Raw genomic sequence first — 18,607 nt, 5'->3', positions numbered from 1 at the left:
CCGAGGGCGTCTCTCGCCGTGCGTTCGCAGGCCGCGGCAGTATCACGCATCGGTCAGCGCAGGACGCGGCGGGCGGCGGTCACCGTGCCGACGACGGCCGCCGCGGCCAGGGCCCGGCGCACGGCGGTCTTGCGCCTGCCGTGCCAGCCCCCGCGCACCGAGCCGGGACCAGGAGCAGGCTCGTACAGGTTGCCGTGCGTCGCCTCGGCCGGCTCCTCGTGCGCCAGGTGGGACCGCTCGACCTGGCCGGCCATCATCTTCTCCGTCAGGCCCGGCGCCAGCCTCGCCTGCGCGACCAGGAAACGGCCCATCGGCCCGACGACGACCTCACGGCGCGGCCGGCGTACGAGGCCGACGACGGCGCGGGCCACCCGCTCGGCCGAGTACACCGGCGGCATCGCCCGCACCTGGCGTCCCGTCCGGTTGGCCGCGTGCTGGAACAGCGGCGTGTCGATGACGGCCGGCATCACCGTGCACACCTTCACGCCGCCGACTCCGTCCGCCCCTTGCAGCCGCAGCTCCTGGCGGAGACTCGAGCCGAGCGCCTGAATCGCGTGCTTCGACATCGTGTACGCGTGCGCGTACGGCTGGGCCACCGCCCCGGCGATCGACGACACGTTCACCAGGATGCCCCCGCCCCGGTGACGCAGGTGGGGCAGCGCCGCGCGGGCTCCGTGGACGTACCCCATGATGTTGACGTCCAGCACCCGGCGGAAGTCCTCCAGCGGCACCTGGTCGAACGGCCCGAACAGCGTGACGGCGGCGCAGTTGACCCACACGTCGACGCCACTGAAGCGGGCCGCCGCCTGTCCCGCCAGGCGCTGCACGGCGTGCGCGTCGCTCACGTCGGTCGGCACCGCGACCGCCCGCCCGCCACGCCGCACGCACTCCCGTACGGTCTCCTCCAGGGCCTCGTGCCCGCGCGCCCCGAGCACCACCGCGGCCCCCTTGGCGGCGAACGCGAGCGCCGTGGCCCGGCCGATCCCGCTGGAGGCGCCCGTGATCACGACGACCTTGTCGTTGAGTCTCATGAGAGCCGAGACCTACCCCGTGACCTGCGGCTAAACGATCCGCATGAAGACGGGGCCAGGTGGGCAGGAGGGACTGGACGAGGTGAACGACGGCCTCGGACGGCGTCCCGGGCGCCGGTTGGGGGAGGCACGATGAGCAAGCAGGAAAAGGCAACGTCCGTGAAAGCGGCCGGACAACACGTCGAGCGGGGGAGCGCCGAGGAAGCGACGCGTACGCCCCTGACCCCGACCGAGGCGGAGGTGTCGAGACGCCCTGCGGGCGTGACACCCGGCGCGACGCCCGGATTCGAGGAGGGCGACGACACCGAAGGGCGCAGCCGCTACGACGAGGACCCGTGCATCCGGATCAAGGAGCTGAACCCGGACGATTTCGAATAAGGATTTCCGCAGGTCGCGGCGTGCGTGATGGCCCGCCTGGGGGGTAGGCGCAGGTGGTTATGACCGGTACGACAAGGGAGGCGCCATGAGCGGCGTTCTTTCCTCCGCCACCAAGAGCACGGTTCAACTGGCGGCGCTCGTCGTCGGTGCCGTGTTCCTGCTGATCGGTATTCTCGGGTTCATCCCGGGCATCACCACGAACTACGGCCAGATGCAGTTCGCCGGCCACGAGTCGGGCGCGATGCTGCTGGGCCTGTTCCAGGTGTCGATTCTGCACAACATCGTTCACCTGGTGTTCGGGGTCGCCGGCGTCCTCCTGGCCAGGACGTGGGCGGGGGCGCGCGGTTTCCTGATCGTCGGCGGCATCATCTACCTGGTGCTCTGGCTCTACGGACTGTTCGTCCCGCACGGCAGCGCGGCCAACGTCGCCCCGTTCAACACGGCTGACAACTGGCTGCACCTGGTGCTGGGCGTCGTGATGATCGCGCTCGGAGCCCTGCTGGCCCGGCGGCGTACGCACGCCGCGCTCTAGCGAGCGTCCGGGGACGTGGTGGGAGGCGCGCTCCCACCACGTCGGCGAGCAGCCTGCCGCTCACGGGCCGGCGGGCCTGGCGTGCGTGCCCGGCGCGGTGAACGTGCGCTGACGGTTGATCGTGTGCCGGCGCGGTCGCACGCCGAGGATCGCCATGGCCACCGACTGGATCACCATGACGACGCAGGAGTCTTGCCAGGCCGGAATCGGTGGTCTGGCCTGGTCGGCGGGATGGCTCAACGATTCGGCCCCTTCTGTCTGTTCGGGTCGTGTCCCGGCGGAATGCCGCGTCCGGGCCTGTCCCTCCGCGTCGGCGCCGGCTCGGCGGTGGGCGCGGATGCGGTGCTCTCGCCGCGGGTCGGCTCTCTGCTCGGTTCCGCGCTCGTCGTGCCACGGGGGTCCGCGATCGGCTGCTCGGACTTCGGACTTTCCCCGGGTGCTCTGGTGCGCGTCTGCACGGGATCCCGCTGGGTCTGTGCCCGTGTCGGCTGGGCCGTGCTGCTTCTGCGCCGATCGGCGGTGGGGGAGGGCGAGGGGACAAGGGTTCGCGTCGCCATCGGCGGCCGGCTCGGCTGCGTGGTACGGCGCGTCGGTGTGGGGCTCGAACGGTCGGGCGAAGCCGTGGTGGCCGGGCCGCCGGGCTGGTTCCCGGGCCGGCCGCTCACGGACTGCGCCGTGTTGGAGAACAGCTCGCCGACCACGACGACGAGCAACCCGAACAAGGCCAGAGTCCCGGCGATCGAACCAAGGATGATGAGCCGCCGGCGACGGCCGCTCTGGTCCACGGAGACCGCCGTGGACTGCGGCTCGAAGGCGATCATAGGCAGCGGCTCGGTGTGGTGATGCTCGTTGGGCACGAGGTGAGATGGTAGTGACAATTTTTAAACTTTGTGACTATTAGTGTCATTGAGAAAAATTGAGACATCAGGTCCGATTTCTTGGGTGGTCAGAACTCTGTCATCAGAGTCAAGAGAGACGATGTCGGTGAATGGCGGCTAACCCGTAGGCGGTCGACGGTCACCAGAACGCGGACTCGCGCTCCGGCCCCGGCAGGGAACGCTTTCGGTCGAGCCTCTCCGGCCACGTCCGGCCAACAGGCACACAGCCACGCTCTAAGTCAAGCGTTTTAGTGCTGCTGTAGGCTCCCGCGTCATGGGGAACCGCGAAGACCTGATCGACGGGGCCAAGCGTTGCCTGTACAGCAAGGGCTACGCCCGCACCACCCTGCGTGACATCGCCGACGCCGCCGGCGGTGTGGGCGCGGGCTGCGTCGGCTACCACTTCGGCTCCAAGGAGGCGCTGCTCAACGAGGCCCTGTCGCAGGCCGCGCGAGATTGGGCAGAGGAGCTGACGCAGGCGCTGGCGGCCGTCCCCGTCGATCCCGGCGCCGACTCGCTGCAGCGGTTCGAGACGGCCTGGGCTCAGATCATCAAGTCGTTCGAGACCCATCGTCCCCTCTGGGCCGCCACGTTCGACGCGCTCGGGCAGAGCGCGCACGCCGAGGAGGTCCGCCGGCACCTGGCCGCCGGGCTGGAGCAGGTGCGTCTCGGCCTGGCCGACGTGCTGGGCGGTCTCGGGCCCGACCATCCCGACGCCTGGCTGGTGGGCGGCTTCTACGAGGCGCTGCTGACCGGTGTCATGGCGCAGTACCTCGTCGACCCCGGACGTGCCCCCTCCAGCCACGACCTGGCCACCGCCCTCGCCGTCATCACCGCACCCCGCCCCACGGCCAGACCCCCGATGAGCGTCCGCGACGTTCCGGAGGAGCGCCCATCGTGACCGTTCCTGATGTGGTCGAGTTGCGGGAAGGCGCGCGGCGGCGGGCCGCCGGGCGACCGCGCGGCCCCGAGCTCGCGTCCGTGCGGGACGTGCGAGGCCCGGACGGGGTGGCGCTGCGTCACTACCGGCCCGCACCGCAGCCGCGGCCCCTCCTGGTGGTACGACGGGTGCAGAACCAGCTTGTCCCCGTCCCGCTGTACCAGCCCGGCCGCTTCTAGTACGGCGGTGCGCTGCGGGTCGGCCGCAAGGACGTCGGCCGGTGGCTTCGTGGCGGCATCGTCCAGGGTGGCGATCAGTGCCGCCAGCGCCCAGGCCGCGGCTTCCAAGGTAGCGGCCGGATCGTCGTTCAGATCTAGGGAGAGGACGGAGGGCAGAGGAGTCACGGACATGCGCGGACCTTTCCTGTCTGAGGGGTTTGCAAAGATCACTGGTACGACGTTAGCGGATAGAACGTTCGGTCTTGACGAGGAAAGCGCCTGGCGTCATGATGTGGGTAGAACGTTCGGTCTTGATAAGGAGCCGTACTGCCATGAGCGAACCTCTTTACGTCGGCATTGCCACCTCCACCGGCGACGGCAGGGCGGGAGGGCAGGCGAGGACCAACGACGGCCTGCTCGACATCTCCCTGGCGATCCCGAAGGAAATGGGTGGCCCCGGTGGCGCGACCAACCCCGAGCAGTTGTTCGCGGCGGGCTGGGCCGCGTGCTTCCACTCGGCGCTCAAGGCCGTCGCGGCACAGCAGAAGACCCAGATCACCGACTCCGCGGTCATCGCCGAGGTGCAGGTGCACTCGACGCTGGAAGGCGGGTTCAGTCTCAGCGCAGCACTGCACGTCGAACTGTCCGGTGTGGAGCAGGCAGCGGCGGACAAGCTCGTCGAGGCCGCCCACGCGATCTGCCCATACTCCAACGCGACCCGCGGCAACATCCCGGTGACCGTGGACGCGACCGTCGCGTGACACCGGTGGCCGGGCTGAGGTGAACCCCTCAGCCCGGCCTGGGGCAGTGGCGCGGGAGCGGATCAATCATGGCCGCATGGTCAGCGAATCCGGCTCCGCGCCGGCTGCTGCGGGCTTGAGCAGCCGTGAGGTCATCTTGAACGCGGCTCGCGCCCTCATCGACGAAAAGGGTACGACAGCATGGCCATCTCGGACCTGTGTGTGCAGTCCAAGCTCCCGCCCAGCTCGATCTACTATGCAGCTCTTCGAAGGTACGCTCGAGGAGCGCCGCCAGGACGCCGAGCTTGTTCCCGAAGTGACGCTTTGTTCCCCAACCCGTCCTCGTACGACGAGCTGCCCCCGATCGAGCGCCTCGAAGCGTGGTTCACGGCGGCGTGCAGCTCCCTCGACCGGCGGCCCGACTACCTCCGCCTTCTCGTCGCCGTCAGTGTCGGCCCGCAGAAGGACGACGAGGTGGTTCAGAGGACCGTGCGTCGCATCCGCGACTACGCTCACGCGTCCGCGGCCTGCACGCGATCAAGGTTGCGATGACCAAGAAAGCCGACCGGCTCGTCTTCGACTTCCGCGGGACCGCCGGGCAGACCGGCATCATTCACTGCCCTTACCCGGGGTTGCGGGCCGGGATCGTCTTCACGATGCTGACCCTGCTGGCCGGGGACATTCCGTGGGCAAGAATGTTACGACAGGTGTCCTTCAGGCCACTCACTCGCCGCCGTGAACACGCGACAAAGTGGATCTCGCCGGGCTCGGCCCGGCGAGAGAACACCTGAAACAGACCTGAGCGAGGAATCATGAGTAAGCACACCATGCGTGCCGTCACCATCAAGGAATTCGGCGGACCCGAGGTTCTGACCGCCGAGCCGGTCGCCCGGCCCGAGCCGCTGCCGACCGAGGTGCTGGTGCGGTTGCACGCCGCCGGGATCAACCCGGTGGACTGGAAGACCCGCGCGGGCCAGGGCATGGCGGGCTGCAGAAGCTGCCGCTGATCCTGGGCTGGGACGTCTCCGGCGTCGTGGAGCAGGTCGGCTTCGGAGTCACCACGTTCGAGCCCGGCGACGAGGTCTACACCATGCCCTGGTTCCCGCGGCCGGCCGGTGCCTACGCCGAGTACGTCACGGCGCCCTCCCGCCACTTCGCCCGCAAGCCCGCCTCGATCGGTCACATCGAGGCCGCGGCCCTGCCTCTCGCGGCGCTCACCGCATGGCAGGCCCTGGTCGACACCGCCGAGGTGAAGGCCGGGCAGCGCGTACTCGTGCACGCGGCGGCCGGCGGCCTCGGGCACCTGGCGGTGCAGTTCGCCAAGCACCTCGGCGCCGAGGTCGTGGCGACCGCCCGAGAACCGAGGCACGCCTGGCTCAAGGAACTGGGCGCGGACGAGACGATCGACTACACCCGGCAGCGGTTCGAGGACGTCACCGGCGACATCGACGTCGTCATCGACCTGATCGGCGCCCAGGACGACAACGACGCGCGGTCCGTGTCGGTGACCCGTCCCGGCGGCCTGGTCATCGCGGTTCCTGGCGGTGTGTCCGAGCGTCTGTCCGCCGTGGCCGGAGAGGCCGGGGTGCGCACCAGCCCGTTCCTGGTGGAGCCGGACTCCGCCGCCCTGACCACGATCGCCGTCTGGTCGACTCCGGCAAGGTCCGGATCGAGGTGGAGCCCTCCTTCGCGCTGGAAGAGGCCGCCGAGGCACACCGGCTGGGCGAGACCAACCGCACCCGCGGCAAGCTCGTCCTCACCGTCACCGACTGACCTTCGCACCTGCTCCGGAGCACGCCATGTACTACGAGATCCGCCGTTACCAATCCAGCCCGGACGCCGCGTGGAGTGGGTCCGCTACCTGCAAGAGGCGGTCATCCCGTTCCAGGCCGCACAGGGCATGAACGTGACCGCCTCCTTCGTCGACGACCAGGACGAGGACACCAATGTGTGGATGCGCCGGTTCGAGGACGATTCGAACAGTGACGCCCTGTACGAGGCCGTCTACCAGCACGACCGGTGGACAAACGAGATCGGGCCGGTCGTCGCCAGCCTGGTGATTCCCGGGAGGACGGTCGTCACTCGCGTGAGCCCGACCCCCGCCTCCCCCTTGCGCTGATCCCGCGCTCGCGCGGTTTCGACCATCGCAGGGTCGCTTCCATCACCACCATCTCGACCCAGCAATGAAGAGATAGAACGTTCGGTCTTGATTTAGGCTTTTGTTGATGTTCTCATAGTAGACAGAACGTTCTCCCTTGGTGCGTGGGCGCACCCGTAGGGGGAACGTCGCAGCCGCTTGCCGAAGGGAAAGGCCACATCATGCGAATTCGCATCCCCCGTCGCGTCGCGCTCGCCGCCGGCGCCCTCGCCCTGCTCGGGGCCACCACCACTCCGGGCGTGGCGATGGCGGCCAGTGAAGGATCGTCTTCTGTCATCGCCTCCTTGAAGCCGACCGTTGTTCTCGTCCATGGAGCGTGGGCGGATTCCTCCAGCTGGTCGTCGGTGATGGAGCGACTGCGCAAGGACGGCTATCCGGTGCACGCAATCGCCAATCCCCTGCAGGGGCTCACCAGCGACACGGCCTACGTTTCCAGCTACCTGTCCACGATCGACGGCCCCGTGGTGCTGGTCGGCCACTCCTACGGCGGTGCCGTGATCACCAACTCCGCCGCTTCGGACCCTGATGTCAAGGCCCTGGTCTACATCGCCGGTTTCATCCCTGCGAAGGGTGAGACGGTGGGCGAGCTGGCCGCCAAGTCCGCACCGGCCATCCCGCTGGTCTCGACCGCCGTCCCGGACGGTACGGAGGTGTCCATCGATCCGGACCACTTCAGGGAGGTCTTCGCCGGCGACGTCGGCAAGACCACAGCCGCCAATCTGGCGGCGGTCCAGCGGCCGGCCAACACCAAGGCGGTCTCCGACGGCAGCGTGGAGGTGGCGTTCCGCACTATTCCCTCCTGGAGCCTGATCACCCGGCAGGACCGCGCGATCGCTCCCGACGTCCAGCGCTTCATGTCCGAGCGGGCCGGTGCGCACACCGAGGAGGTCAACGCCTCCCACGCTGTGATGATCAGCCGTCCCGGCACGGTCACGCAAGTGATCGAGGACGCCGCCCGCAGCACCCGGTGAAACGCTCACCACCTCGCCGGTCGGCAGCGGTTGGCGAGGTGGCCGCTCACCCGTTTCTGTCAAGATCCTCAAGATAGAGGTCCCATGTCCACGACGACACACCAGCAACTCGGCCGTCTGACCGACACCCTGCGGCAGATCGTCCGCGCGGGACGAGTGGCCACCACCGGGCCGGACTACGACGCCGGCCGAACCATCTGGAACGGCGCCGTGTCCGCCCGTCCCGGCGTCATCGTCCGGTGCGCCGACCCGGCCGAGGCGCAGGCCGCCGTGCTGGCCGCGCGGGAATCCGGGGTGCCGCCGGCGGTGCGCGGCGGCGGCCACGACTGGGCCGGTAGGTCACTGAACGACGGCGGCCTGACCATTGATCTTTCCGGCCTGCGCGGGGTGACGGTGGATCCTGTGGCGAAGGTCGCCGAGGTGTCCGGTGGGGCCACGGCCGCCGATCTCGTCCGAGCAGCCCAGCCCTTCGGTCTGACCGCCGCGACCGGCTCCGCCGGCTCCGTGGGCATGGCGGGCCTGACCCTCGGCGGCGGATACGGACCGCTCAGTGGTCGCTTCGGACTCGCCCTGGACAACCTGGTGTCCGCTGACGTGGTGCTCGCCGACGGCTCCGTCGTCACTGCCGACGCCGAACGGGAGCCGGACCTGTTCTGGGCACTGCGCGGCGGCGGCGGGAACTTCGGTCTCGTCACCTCGATGCGCGTGCGTCTACATGCCGTGCCAACGCTGCTGTCCGGCATGGTGCTGTTCCCGTGGGACCAGGCCGGGACCGTACTGGCCGGGTTGTCGGACCTCCTGGCTGAAAGCACAGACGAGTTGACCGTGCAGTTCGGCGTCCTGTCCGGCCCCGACGGCAAGCCCGTGGTGTTTCTCTCGCCGACCTGGAGCGGCGACGACGCTGCGGCGGGAGAACGCGCGCTGGCGCGGCTCGACACCCTCGGCACGCCCCTCGTCTCCCGGATCGCCCCCACCACCATGCCCGAGATGCTCGCGGCCATCGACGCGCAGTTCCCCTTCGGCCGGCACGTCGAGATCCGCCCTCGTTCGGTACCGTCACTGACCTCGGGAGTGCGTGACGTGCTGAGTCTCGCGGGCTCCACCCTGACCTCGCCTCATTCAGCCGTCTCCGTGCACAGCCTGCACGGAGCCGCAGCACGAGTACCCGTGACGGATACGGCGTTCGGCAACCGAGACCCGCACCTCATGATCGAGATCATCGCCCTGTGGGAACCTGGCGACACCCGCGCAGCGGACCACCGCGCCTGGGCCGGCGACCTGACCAGCGCTCTCGAGCCCGATGCGCTGCCGGGCGGCTACCCCAACCTGCTCGGCGATGACGAGGTCGCACAGATCGCACACGCCTACGGTCCGAATACCGAGCGGCTGCTGACCTTGAAGCGCCGTTTCGACCCGGACCACGTCTTCCGCGCGACCCCTTTGCCGGTCAGGTTCTGAACCTGTGCATGAAACCGAGGGGGACCATTGAATTTGCGAAACAGGATGATGCGCTGCGCCGTGATCACTGGAGTGTTGGGAGCCGCAACAATATTGACCGCCCCTCAGGCCATGGCCACGCGTATCCCGATGAACAACGAATCCGTGAGCAGCACAGCCGGGACGACCAGGTCCATTGGCAGGCTCGGCCCTTTGGCGGACGTTGTGATCGAGCGTATTCGCGTGAGTGACGAGGTGGCGGCGTCCAAGTTCGGCACCGCCTCGCCGATCGAAGACCCTGTGCGCGAGGAACAGGTGCTGGAGCAGGTCAAGAAGCAGGCCGACGCTGCCGGGGTGAACCCGGACGCGGCGGTGGCGTTCTTCCGGGACCAGATCACCGCCAGCAAGGTCGTACAGAAGGGATTGTTCGCTCGCTGGACCGCTCACCCGGAGGAAGCGCCCACGACACGCCCCGACCTCGGCCAGATCCGCGTGCGGCTCGACCGACTGACCACGGACCTGCTTCAAGAGCTCAAGAACACCGAGCGACTGCGGGACAAGCCCGTCGCCTGTGAGGTGCAGCTGGCCCTGGCCATCCGATCGGGGGCGGCGCTGGAACGGCTGGACCCGCTCCATCGCCAGGCGCTCAATGTGGCGACCCGCTCCGTGTGCCGCTCCAGCGGGCCGGCCGGACAACGCTGAGCACTTGGGAACCGTCGAAACCCGACCCGGACCGTGGGAGATGAACACGTGAACTCTGAACTGCCCGAGGAGCGGGGCGCTCCCGTGGGGCGGCGGATATTCCTCGGCACGCTCGGGCTGGGCGCGCTCGGCGTCTTCGCCGCTCCCGGGCTGCAGCGCGGCATGGAGGCGTTTCTCGGTGCTGCCGCCGAGCAGGACCCGACCGGTTTGACAGGTCTGCTGCCGAACGGCGGCGGCTTCCGCTACTACTCGATCACCTCGTCCGTGCCGCGCAAGGGCGCCGGAACGTACCGGCTCACCGTTGACGGCCTGGTCGACCGGCCGGCGACGTACACCCTGGCCGATCTCAGGGCGCTGCCCCAGACCCGCATGGTGCGCGACGTCCAGTGCGTCACCGGGTGGCGGGTCCCGGGGACCCCGTTCGAAGGGGTGCGCCTGTCCCGGCTGCTGGACGCCGCGGGGACGCACCCCTCGGCCGGTGCGGTGCGCTTCACCTGCTTCGACGGCGCCTACACGGAGAGCCTCACCCTCGAACAGGCGTGCCGCGCGGACATCCTGGTCGCCCTGCGGATGCGGGACGAGGACCTCGGTCACTCCCACGGCGGCCCCGTCCGTCTCTATGTGGCGCCCATGTACTTCTACAAATCCGCCAAGTGGCTCTCCGGCATCACCGTCACGGAGGACGTGGAACCGGGCTACTGGGAGGCGCGTGGCTACGACATCGACGCCTGGGTGGGCCGATCGAACGGACGCGACGATGAGCCGACGACCTGATCCTCCGCAGACCGCCACGCGCCTGCGGCGATTCAGCGGGGCCGAGCGCTGGGCCCACCGCGCGACGGCCGTGCTGATGGGCGTGTGCGTGCTCACGGCGGCCTCGCTGAACCTGCCCGCGCTCGCCCAGCTCGTCGGCCGCCGTGCCCTCGTGGTCACCCTGCACCAGTGGTCCGGCCTCGCTCTCCCGATCCCCGTCCTGGCCGCTCTCGGCTCCCGGGCGCTGCGCGCCGACCTGACCCTGCTGAACCGCTTCGGCCCGCACGACCGCCGCTGGCTGCGCGCGGTCCTGCGCCGGGACAAGCGCCCGGCGTCCCGTCCCGCGCACAAGTTCAACGCCGGGCAGAAGCTGTTCGCCGCCTGGGTCGCCGGTGCCACGCTCGTCATGCTCGGTACCGGGCTGATGATGTGGTTCGCCCAGCTCATCCCGCTGGGGTGGCGCACCGGGGCGACGTTCGTACACGACGGGCTGGCCCTCGCCCTCGGCATCGTTCTCGCCGGCCACATCGGCAGGGCCATGGGCGATCCCGAGGCCCGCCGGGGCATGCGCACCGGATCGGTCGCACGGGAGTGGGCTATGAGGGAGCACTCACTCTGGCGGCCGGAACCGGATCCACCACGCTGACCGGCGTGCGGCCTTCGTCCCTCAATACCGATCAGGAGCAACACAGTGAACAACAGCAGCCCGGCCTACCCGGCCCTCGGGCTCACCGCCGATGAGGTCCTCACCACCACGCGCGCGGTTCGCAAGCGCCTCGACCTGACCCGGCCCGTTCCGCGGGAGCTGATTCAGGAAGCCGTAAAGGTCGCCACCCAGGCGCCGACCGGCCGCAACCAGCAGCAATGGGACTTCATCTTCATCGACGACCCGGCGATGAAGGCGAAGGCGGCCGACATCTGGCGCGCCGGGCTCATGGCGGGCGCACCCGACGAGCACGACTCCGCGCCCCTTCCGACCCGGATGAGCTTCGCCTCGTCGGAGTGGCGACGGATTCGGGGCAGCCTCGGCCACCTGGTCGAGCATCTGCACGAGGTGCCGGTGCTGATGATCCCGGTGGTGCGGGTCGCTCGCCGCGCGGAACTCGACTCGATCCGCGGGCAGGCGCACAACTGGGGCTCGGTCATTCCCGCGGCCTGGAGTTTCATGCTCGCCGCGCGGGAACGCGGACTGGGAACGGTGTGGACCGTCGCTCACCTCACCTACGAGCGCGAGATGGCCGACCTGCTCGGCATCCCGTTCGACAACACCGTCCAGGTCGCGCTGACCCCCATCGCCTACACGATCGGCACCGACTTCAAGCCCGCCCCGCGGGCCGATGACAGGAAGTTCAGCCACTGGAACCGCTGGTAGCGGTGTTCTTGGAGAGGCGGTCGTCGTCGGCGGCCGCCTCGTTCCATTGGGCCAGCAGGTGCAGCGCGGTCTCGGACGGGCTGCCGGGCTCGGCGTCGTAGACGAACAGCGTCTGGTGGGCCTGTCCAGTAGACGGCTCTGTCTCAGATTCGGATCGGTGCCCGAACTCCGGGCGGCTCGGTCGCTTGTCCGGGCTGCGGGGTCGAGACGGCGCGCGTGCACGGCTATCGTCAGCGACGCGTGGCCGACGTTCCGATCGACGGACGCCGAGTGCTGATGATGGTGCGCGTCCGCCGCCTTGTCTGTCCGACGCACGGCTGTCGGCAGACCTTCCGGGAACAGGTGCCTGGGGTGCTGGAACGCTACCTGTTGCTGCGTCTGCCGCTGCCACCGTTGCGGGTGCCCCGCGTGCTGGCTGTGGACGACTTCGCGCTGCGCCGGCGTCATCGCCACGCCACCGTGCTCATCGACGCCGAGACCCGCCGGCGCATCGACGTGCTGCCCGGCCGTACTGCCGATGTGCTGGAGGCCTGGCTGCGTGCCCATCCCGGGGTGCAGCTGGTCTGCCGGACGGCTCGGGCGCCCATGCCGAAGCGATCCGCCGGGCTCTGCCCGACGCCGTCCAGGTCGGTGATCGCCGGCACCTGTGGCACAACTTCGGTGAGGCCGTGCTGAAAGAGGTGGCCGCCCACGGTGCGTGCTGGGCCAAGGCCGGCCCACCGATCAAGGACGGCAAGCGTGCGCAGACCACCCGGGAGCGCTGGCATCAGGTCCACGAGCTGCTCGGCAAGGGCGTCGGCCTGCTGGAGTGCGCCCGCCGGCTGAATGTGGGCCTGAACACCGTCAAACGCTACGCCCGCGTGCCCGAACCGATGCGCCTGCAACGCGCCCCTCTCTACCGGCCCACCCTCATCGACCCCTACCGCGACCACCTGCGGCGCCGCCGCGCCGACGACCCCGCCGTCCCCGTCCTGCACCTGTTCAACGAGATCAAAGCCCTCGGCTACCCGGGCAGCTTCAACCTGCTCTACCGCTACATCACTCAAGGGCGGGTCGAAGCCGACCGGCTGCCCATCGCGCCTCGCCGCGTTGCCCGGCTCCTGCTCACCCACCCCGATCACGTCAAGGATCAGCACCGGCGCTTGCTGGACGACCTCACCGCCTCCTGCCCCGAGATGATCGAGCTGGCCGGGCTCGTCCGAGGTTTCGGCGACCTGCTCCGGCCCCGGGAAGGCAACGCCGAATGTCTCGACGCGTGGATCGCCAGCGCCCGCGCCGCCGATCTGCCTCACGTGCATGCTTTCACCCGCGGCCTCGATCAGGACCGCGACGCCGTGCGCGCCGCCGTCACCCTGCCCTTCCACAACGGCGGCACTGAAGGCGTGAACACCAAGACCAAACGCATCATGCGCCAGATGCACGGCCGAGCCGGTTTCGCGCTGCTCCGCCACCGCATCCTCTTGGCCTAACGCTCCGCCACCACCGAAAGAGAGACGGAGCCGAAGACCGTACAGACCCCGTCGGGTTCGAGGGGGCAACTGGCTTGGAGGCGGCGATCTTGGACGGTGTGCGGCTGGCCCCGGTCCAGCCCGAGGGCTGCGGAGTGGTCGGTTCGGCGTTCGTAGCGGCGGTGTGAAGGGCCGCATCCGGTGAGCCAGGAGACCGTTCTTTCGACGACCCGGCGGTGGCGTCCCAGGCGCCGGCCGGACTCGATGCACGGGCGGGCGATGCGGGGGATGATGCCGCGGCTGCGCGGGAAGGCACACGGGTGCGGGTAGCCGTAGCCCTTGTCACCCTGCAGTTTGGCCGGTCGGCGCCACAGCTCATCGGGCACCATTCGCTCAAGGAACACCGGGCGTCGAAAGGTGCTTCGAACTGGGGCGTGGCCTGGGCATTCGCCGGCCGCTGAGGCGGTCTTCCGCGTGCGCCGACGCGTCCGCATCCGTGAGCGGCATGTAGCGCAAACGTTACCTGCCGGGGCGTTAGTCGACGGGAGGGACCAAGGTTGCCGGGCTGCGGCGGAAGCGGCCGGGTGAGACGCCATACTCGCGGGTAAACGCTCCGGAGAAGGCGAACTCCGTCGAGTATCCGACCTCGCGGGCGATCGTCGCCAGCGTGACGTCGGTCTCCCGGAGCAGTCGAGCGCCGAGACTCAGCCGCCAGCTGATGAGGTAGGACATCGGTGGCTGGCCTACTTCTTCGGTGAAGCGTCGCGCGAACACGGTGCGGGGCAGCCCCACCATCTCACTCAACCGGGCCACCGTCCACTTGCGCTGCGGGTTCTTGTGGATTTCCCGCAGGGCGGCGGCGATCCCGGGGTCGTCGGTTCGTGGCCACTCAGCCGAGCCGCGCTGCTCGTGCCACTGACGGAAGACGTGGACCAGGATGAGGTCAAGCAGCGCGGGAAGCGTCGCCGCAGTGCCCATGTATGCCTCGGACGTATCTGTGCTGAGAAGGTCGATCAGGGCACGCGTCTGCGGACAACGGTCGTAGTCCAGTGACACTGTGATCAGGTCGGGCAGGGTGCGGAGGTACTGCGGGGTGTGGCCGTGCCGGAGCTGGTAGACGCCGCACAGGAACTCGAAGTCGGACGGCCCAGACCTCGGTGGAGTCGGGCGCATCGACATCGATGGCAGGTCGTTCAGCGCGCAGGGGACATGACCGAGGCCATGGGGAGCACCGGAGGTGACGAGCACGGCATCCCCCGGCTTCAGGGCGACCGGCTCCTGGTCTTCGGAGATGAGCCAGCAGGTGCCGCGCAGGACGATATGGAAGCCGGTGCCGTCGAACGCGGAGAATCGAACGCCTTGGGAATCGTACTGTCTGACCACGCGGCTGCCGGGGCTCCCGACCCGAACGGCGCGGACTACCTCGCTCAGCAGGTCCACTCAGTCGAGTGTAGCGACGCCGCAGTTCAAAGCTCGTATAAGGGCGTGCGGCTCTAGTATGGTCCGGCGCGGCAGCCGTTGGTTCGATGGTGAGCATGATCGATTACTCACCCGAACACACGACGAGCGAAATCCTGCGTGCCCAGGCGGAGAAGGCAGAAGCAGCCGATCGACCCGCCCCGGAGAGCCTGGACGCACTGCGCGAAGACGGGATTTTCGCCTTGCGGACGCCCAAGGAACACGGCGGAACTTGGGCAGATGCGGAAAGCATGGCCCGGTGCTTCACGGAGCTCGGCCGGGCTTGCCCGTCCATGGCCTGGATCGCTGGGACATGCGTGACCGCGAAGAACATGGCTGCCAATTGTTTCCGGGATTCGTCGGTACGCGAGTCCCTCTTCGCCGACCCGGATGCGCTCTTCTGCGGCTCGGGAGTTCCCGGAGCTCTGGGCAAGCGTGTGTCCGAAGGCGTGCGCGTCAGCGGCCGGTGGCGGAATGTCTCGGGGTGTGAAGACGCGGCTTGGGCAAGCCTTGCCCTCATGGTGGAGGGCACGCTTTCGTTCGCTGTCATACCGGTGGCCGATCTGACGGTCGAGCGGACCTGGCACATGGCCGGCATGCGCGCCACGGGCAGTCACAGCCTGGTTGCTCAGGACGTGCTGGTGCCGGCCGAGTATGTGGCGCCAGCGGCGGGCTTCACCGTGGGTGATGTCACGCTATACGCCATCACGGTGCTGGGCGCGGTGGTGGGGGCTGCCAGGGGCGCACTCGACGCGACCGAGGCGATGTTCGCGTCGGACAGGAAACCGTTCATGACCGAGTACTCCCGCATGGGTGAGTCCTCCGGGGCCCGGCAATGGTTGGCAGAGGCGACGCACCTGGTGAACCGTGCCGAAAGGACCATGCTTTCTGTCGCTAGGGCTGTGGACACGGCCGACCTGTCCGCAGCCGAGAGGCCCCGTCTGCAGATGGACCTCGCGGACGCAGGCCGTGACTGCCAGGCTGCGGTTGAGCGCATGCTCGACCTGCATGGCGCGAGCGGATTCAATACCTCCAACGTGCTCCAGCGGCACTGGCGGGATCTCTCCGTCGGCAGTCGTCACCCTCACCTCAATCCGTACCTTGCGGTCGAGTCCTTCGGCGCGACGTTGGTCGACCGCCTTTGAGACTGAGCTTGATCTTCAACCTTGGTGGTTAGTGAGGCAGGTATGGGGCACTCTCGTGTCGCCTTACCAGCAAGGGGGCACTGGTTCGAACCCAGTACCGGCCACCTGTCAAACCAGTCATCAACCGAAGATCGCGGAAACCGGTTCGGGGACGAAACGGGGACGATCTTGAAAAACGAGGGTTGACGGGCGGAAGTACTGCCGCTCCGGGCCGAGCGCTTCTGCCCACCTCATGCAGGTGAAGGCGAGTGCCGGCTGAGGCGGCGGACATCTGGCCGCACATCGAGTGTGTACAAGCTGCGCAAGGTGTTCCTGCCGAAGTAGGGCAGGATGTGCACCTCGATATGACAGCGGGGTGCTGTCCTCTACCTGCCGCGCTGGGAACCAGCGGTTGGCCCACTCTTCGAGGGTGATGTCCCCGGAGCGTGGGTCCTGTCACCGGGTGCTCCGCTCAACAGCTACGAGCTGAAGCTGAAGAACGACCAGCGGGCACAGCGCATCGCCGAGTCGGAGCGTGAGGCGGGCATGGGGAAGACGCCGTGACCTTCCTCGCTCTCGACCTCTCCCAGGAGCCCGGTCGGGAGGGTTAGCCTGCCGAGTGATGGACGAGCCCTTCGCTCTCGACTTGGACGAGCCTGCTAACCGGGAGCACGTGTCCCGGTGCGCGGCCTGCAAACACCGGCTGCGCACCGAGGCATCCCGCGGTCTGGGCTTGGGCCCGGACTGCGCCTCCAAGCTCGGCATCACCTCGCGCCGACCGGTCCGCATCACCGGCGTGGCGAAGTGGCGCGACTGCGACGGGCAGATCAGCCTGCTGGATGAGGCACACCCGCCAACTAAGTGGTCCGCGCCGGAAGTCCTTCGGGGGTTGACGGCGCGGACCCATGTGTGATCAAGCGGCGGTGGTGGGCCCCCGCTAGCATGTCATTACTCCACCACTCTCAGCACGATCTTTCCCTGGACATGCCCCGCCTCGCCCCTTTCGTGCGCCTTGGCGGCGTCCGCGAGCGGGTAGACACTGTCGATGCCGACCTTCACCTGGCCGGACTCGATCAGATCGGCCAGCTCGCCCAGCTGCGCCCCGTTCGAGTGCACCTGCGCCATGACGACCTCGATCCGCGATAGTCACCGGGGAAGACCGCGCCGATCCTGCCGCCCGGCCTGACGACGGGGAGCAGCCGGTGTGCATGCGGCCCGCCGACCGTGTCGATGAGGAGGTCGACGTCCTTGACGGCCGTCGCGACGTCCTGGCTGGTGTAGTCGACGAACCGATCGGCCCCGAGCCCGGCCAGGAACTGCTCGTGCCGCCCCGAGGCGACCGCGATGACGGATGCGCCCAGGTGTTTGGCCAGCTGCACGGCGAAGTGTCCCACCCCTCCGGCGGCGCCGTTCACCAGTACGGTCTGGTCCGCTGCCGGCCGTACATGATCGAAGAGATACTGGTAGGCGGTCAGGGCCGACATGGGGACGGCCGCCGCCCGCACGTGGTCGATGCCGGCGGGCTTGCGGGCCAGATCGGCGGCCGGTGCGGTGGTGTACTCCGCGTACGCCCTTCCCTTCTGGCCGGTCGGCGGGAAGCGCAGGAGCCCGAAGACCTCGTCCCCCTCTCGCCACTCGGCCGACCGGGAGGCGACGACCACGCCTGACACGTCCGTTCCCGGCGTGTGCGGCAACTGGACCTGGGGGCGTATTTCGCGCGGGATGTTGACGAAGCCCCGGCGGACATACAGGTCAGGCGGGTTCACACCTGCCGCGTGAACTTTGATCAGCACCTCGCCCGGCGCCGGCTCGGGGATGGGGACCTCGTGGATGGCCAGGACGTCGGGCTCGCCGAGTTCGTGCAGCTGGATCGCCTTCATGGGAATCCCTTCCGTATAATCGGAGCAGTGCTCCACTTGTCAAGGAGTCCGCATGCGTTCCGACGCCGAGCGCAACTACGCGCGCATCCTGTCGGCGGCCAAGACCATCGTCGCCAAGCAGGGCGCCCAGGCGTCGCTGCGTGACGTCGCCCGCCGCGCCGAGGTGGGAATGGGCACCCTCTACCGGCACTTCCCCACCCGTGAGGCGCTGCTCGAGACGCTCCTGCGTGACCGCTTCGAGGCCCTGGCCGCAAAGGCCGCCGCGCTCGAGTCCGCTCGGGATCCCTTCGCCGCGCTGGCCGAGTGGCTGCGCGAGTTCCTGAGCTGGACGCCCTTCCGTGGCCTGGCCTCCGCCCTCATGGCCACCCTGTCCGACCAGGAGTCCGCCCTGCACGCCTCGTGCCATGCCATGCGCCAGGCCGTGGGCCGCCTGCTGGCCCGCGCCCAGGAGAGCGGGCAGGTGCGCCCCGAGGTCGACTCGCTCGACCTGTTCGCCCTGGTCAACGCCGTCGGGTGGGTCTCGGAACAGGCCCCGGACCTCGCCGCCCGGCAGGAGCGACTGCTGGGCTTCGTGCTGGACGGGCTAGCCTCACAGCAGGACGACGCGGACTCGCGTGAGTGCCGGTGAATCAGGCGTTGGCAACGTG

At 68.9% G+C, this 18,607-nt stretch carries 22 protein-coding genes and 3 pseudogenes; 19 read left to right on the top strand and 6 right to left on the bottom strand.

Annotated features, from left to right (window positions below; translation table 11 throughout):
• Positions 1-53: 53 nt before the first annotated feature.
• Positions 54-1,031 (bottom strand): SDR family oxidoreductase, encoded by a 978-nt coding sequence (locus E1286_RS09540; RefSeq protein ID WP_132610802.1) that lies wholly within the window; start codon positions 1,029-1,031, stop codon positions 54-56.
• Positions 1,032-1,163: 132 nt separating this feature from the next.
• Here E1286_RS09540 and E1286_RS09535 point away from each other — a divergent pair, with 132 nt between their 5' ends.
• Together E1286_RS09535 and E1286_RS09530 are read left to right on the top strand one after the other, a co-directional pair.
• Positions 1,164-1,409: a hypothetical protein gene (locus E1286_RS09535; protein WP_132610800.1), complete on the top strand. Its 246-nt coding sequence runs from the start codon at positions 1,164-1,166 to the stop codon at positions 1,407-1,409.
• A gap of 85 nt (positions 1,410-1,494) precedes the next feature.
• On the top strand, positions 1,495-1,941 hold the full coding sequence (locus E1286_RS09530; RefSeq protein ID WP_132610798.1) for a DUF4383 domain-containing protein: 447 nt from the start codon (positions 1,495-1,497) through the stop codon (positions 1,939-1,941).
• A gap of 60 nt (positions 1,942-2,001) precedes the next feature.
• Here E1286_RS09530 and E1286_RS09525 read toward each other — a convergent pair whose 3' ends face one another.
• Positions 2,002-2,181, bottom strand: a complete 180-nt coding sequence (locus E1286_RS09525; protein WP_132610796.1) for a hypothetical protein — start codon at positions 2,179-2,181, stop codon at positions 2,002-2,004.
• A gap of 204 nt (positions 2,182-2,385) precedes the next feature.
• Between E1286_RS09525 and E1286_RS09520 the strand changes: the two genes are divergently transcribed.
• The 14 genes and pseudogenes from E1286_RS09520 to E1286_RS50025 form a co-directional block, all read left to right on the top strand.
• Positions 2,386-2,784 carry a hypothetical protein gene (locus E1286_RS09520; protein ID WP_165969662.1) on the top strand — a complete coding sequence of 133 codons (399 nt, stop codon included), beginning with the start codon at positions 2,386-2,388 and terminating at the stop codon, positions 2,782-2,784.
• Positions 2,785-3,093: 309 nt separating this feature from the next.
• Positions 3,094-3,720, top strand: coding sequence for a TetR/AcrR family transcriptional regulator (locus E1286_RS09515; RefSeq protein ID WP_132610792.1), 627 nt, complete (start codon positions 3,094-3,096; stop codon positions 3,718-3,720).
• Entirely contained in the window at positions 3,717-3,938 is a 222-nt protein-coding gene (locus tag E1286_RS47710; RefSeq protein WP_165969661.1) for a hypothetical protein, read from the top strand. The genes E1286_RS09515 and E1286_RS47710 overlap by 4 nt, the downstream gene beginning before the upstream one ends.
• A 311-nt stretch (positions 3,939-4,249) precedes the next feature.
• Positions 4,250-4,678: an organic hydroperoxide resistance protein gene (locus E1286_RS09505; RefSeq protein WP_132610790.1), complete on the top strand. Its 429-nt coding sequence runs from the start codon at positions 4,250-4,252 to the stop codon at positions 4,676-4,678.
• Between the two features lie 791 nt (positions 4,679-5,469).
• Positions 5,470-5,664: a hypothetical protein gene (locus E1286_RS51705; RefSeq protein WP_342776179.1), complete on the top strand. Its 195-nt coding sequence runs from the start codon at positions 5,470-5,472 to the stop codon at positions 5,662-5,664.
• A 26-nt stretch (positions 5,665-5,690) separates the two neighbouring features.
• A pseudogene (locus E1286_RS51700) lies at positions 5,691-6,430 on the top strand (NADP-dependent oxidoreductase).
• Between the two features lie 70 nt (positions 6,431-6,500).
• Positions 6,501-6,776: an NIPSNAP family containing protein gene (locus E1286_RS51965; RefSeq protein WP_132610788.1), complete on the top strand. Its 276-nt coding sequence runs from the start codon at positions 6,501-6,503 to the stop codon at positions 6,774-6,776.
• A 200-nt stretch (positions 6,777-6,976) separates the two neighbouring features.
• Positions 6,977-7,786, top strand: coding sequence for an alpha/beta fold hydrolase (locus E1286_RS09480; RefSeq protein WP_132610786.1), 810 nt, complete (start codon positions 6,977-6,979; stop codon positions 7,784-7,786).
• A gap of 84 nt (positions 7,787-7,870) precedes the next feature.
• Entirely contained in the window at positions 7,871-9,244 is a 1,374-nt protein-coding gene (locus E1286_RS09475; RefSeq protein WP_132610784.1) for an FAD-binding oxidoreductase, read from the top strand.
• 45 nt (positions 9,245-9,289) lie between these two features.
• Positions 9,290-9,925 carry a chorismate mutase gene (locus E1286_RS09470; protein ID WP_342776181.1) on the top strand — a complete coding sequence of 212 codons (636 nt, stop codon included), beginning with the start codon at positions 9,290-9,292 and terminating at the stop codon, positions 9,923-9,925.
• A 48-nt stretch (positions 9,926-9,973) separates the two neighbouring features.
• On the top strand, positions 9,974-10,699 hold the full coding sequence (locus E1286_RS09465; protein WP_132610780.1) for a molybdopterin-dependent oxidoreductase: 726 nt from the start codon (positions 9,974-9,976) through the stop codon (positions 10,697-10,699).
• Positions 10,683-11,324, top strand: coding sequence for a cytochrome b/b6 domain-containing protein (locus E1286_RS09460; RefSeq protein WP_132610778.1), 642 nt, complete (start codon positions 10,683-10,685; stop codon positions 11,322-11,324). The genes E1286_RS09465 and E1286_RS09460 overlap by 17 nt, the downstream gene beginning before the upstream one ends.
• 45 nt (positions 11,325-11,369) lie before the next feature.
• The gene (locus tag E1286_RS09455) at positions 11,370-12,050 is read left to right on the top strand and encodes a nitroreductase family protein (RefSeq protein WP_132610776.1); all 681 of its coding nucleotides are present in this window, start codon (positions 11,370-11,372) and stop codon (positions 12,048-12,050) included.
• A 144-nt stretch (positions 12,051-12,194) separates the two neighbouring features.
• A pseudogene (locus tag E1286_RS50025) lies at positions 12,195-13,519 on the top strand (ISL3 family transposase); the annotation flags it as partial.
• A 125-nt stretch (positions 13,520-13,644) separates the two neighbouring features.
• Here the strand turns inward: E1286_RS50025 and E1286_RS51960 are convergent.
• A pseudogene (locus E1286_RS51960) lies at positions 13,645-13,866 on the bottom strand (IS5/IS1182 family transposase); the annotation flags it as partial.
• A gap of 166 nt (positions 13,867-14,032) precedes the next feature.
• Entirely contained in the window at positions 14,033-14,938 is a 906-nt protein-coding gene (locus tag E1286_RS09440; RefSeq protein WP_132610774.1) for an AraC family transcriptional regulator, read from the bottom strand.
• A 95-nt stretch (positions 14,939-15,033) separates the two neighbouring features.
• Between E1286_RS09440 and E1286_RS09435 the strand changes: the two genes are divergently transcribed.
• The gene (locus tag E1286_RS09435) at positions 15,034-16,101 is read left to right on the top strand and encodes an acyl-CoA dehydrogenase family protein (protein ID WP_132610772.1); all 1,068 of its coding nucleotides are present in this window, start codon (positions 15,034-15,036) and stop codon (positions 16,099-16,101) included.
• Between the two features lie 601 nt (positions 16,102-16,702).
• The gene (locus tag E1286_RS09430) at positions 16,703-16,993 is read left to right on the top strand and encodes a DUF6011 domain-containing protein (RefSeq protein WP_132610770.1); all 291 of its coding nucleotides are present in this window, start codon (positions 16,703-16,705) and stop codon (positions 16,991-16,993) included.
• Positions 16,994-17,028: 35 nt separating this feature from the next.
• On the opposite strand, the gene E1286_RS51195 is transcribed toward E1286_RS09430, so the two are convergent.
• Together E1286_RS51195 and E1286_RS09425 are read right to left on the bottom strand one after the other, a co-directional pair.
• Positions 17,029-17,205: a zinc-binding dehydrogenase gene (locus tag E1286_RS51195; protein WP_223189757.1), complete on the bottom strand. Its 177-nt coding sequence runs from the start codon at positions 17,203-17,205 to the stop codon at positions 17,029-17,031.
• The gene (locus E1286_RS09425) at positions 17,154-17,960 is read right to left on the bottom strand and encodes an NADP-dependent oxidoreductase (protein WP_223189755.1); all 807 of its coding nucleotides are present in this window, start codon (positions 17,958-17,960) and stop codon (positions 17,154-17,156) included. The genes E1286_RS51195 and E1286_RS09425 overlap by 52 nt, the downstream gene beginning before the upstream one ends.
• 52 nt (positions 17,961-18,012) lie before the next feature.
• Between E1286_RS09425 and E1286_RS09420 the strand changes: the two genes are divergently transcribed.
• Positions 18,013-18,588: a TetR/AcrR family transcriptional regulator gene (locus E1286_RS09420; RefSeq protein ID WP_132610768.1), complete on the top strand. Its 576-nt coding sequence runs from the start codon at positions 18,013-18,015 to the stop codon at positions 18,586-18,588.
• The last annotated feature ends 19 nt before the right edge of the window (positions 18,589-18,607 follow it).

Source organism: Nonomuraea terrae, from assembly GCF_004348995.1.
In the GTDB taxonomy this organism is placed as follows: Bacteria; Actinomycetota; Actinomycetes; order Streptosporangiales; family Streptosporangiaceae; genus Nonomuraea; species Nonomuraea terrae.
Note: the sequence above shows the minus strand (reverse complement) of the source record. Positions and strands in the feature narration are given on the sequence as shown.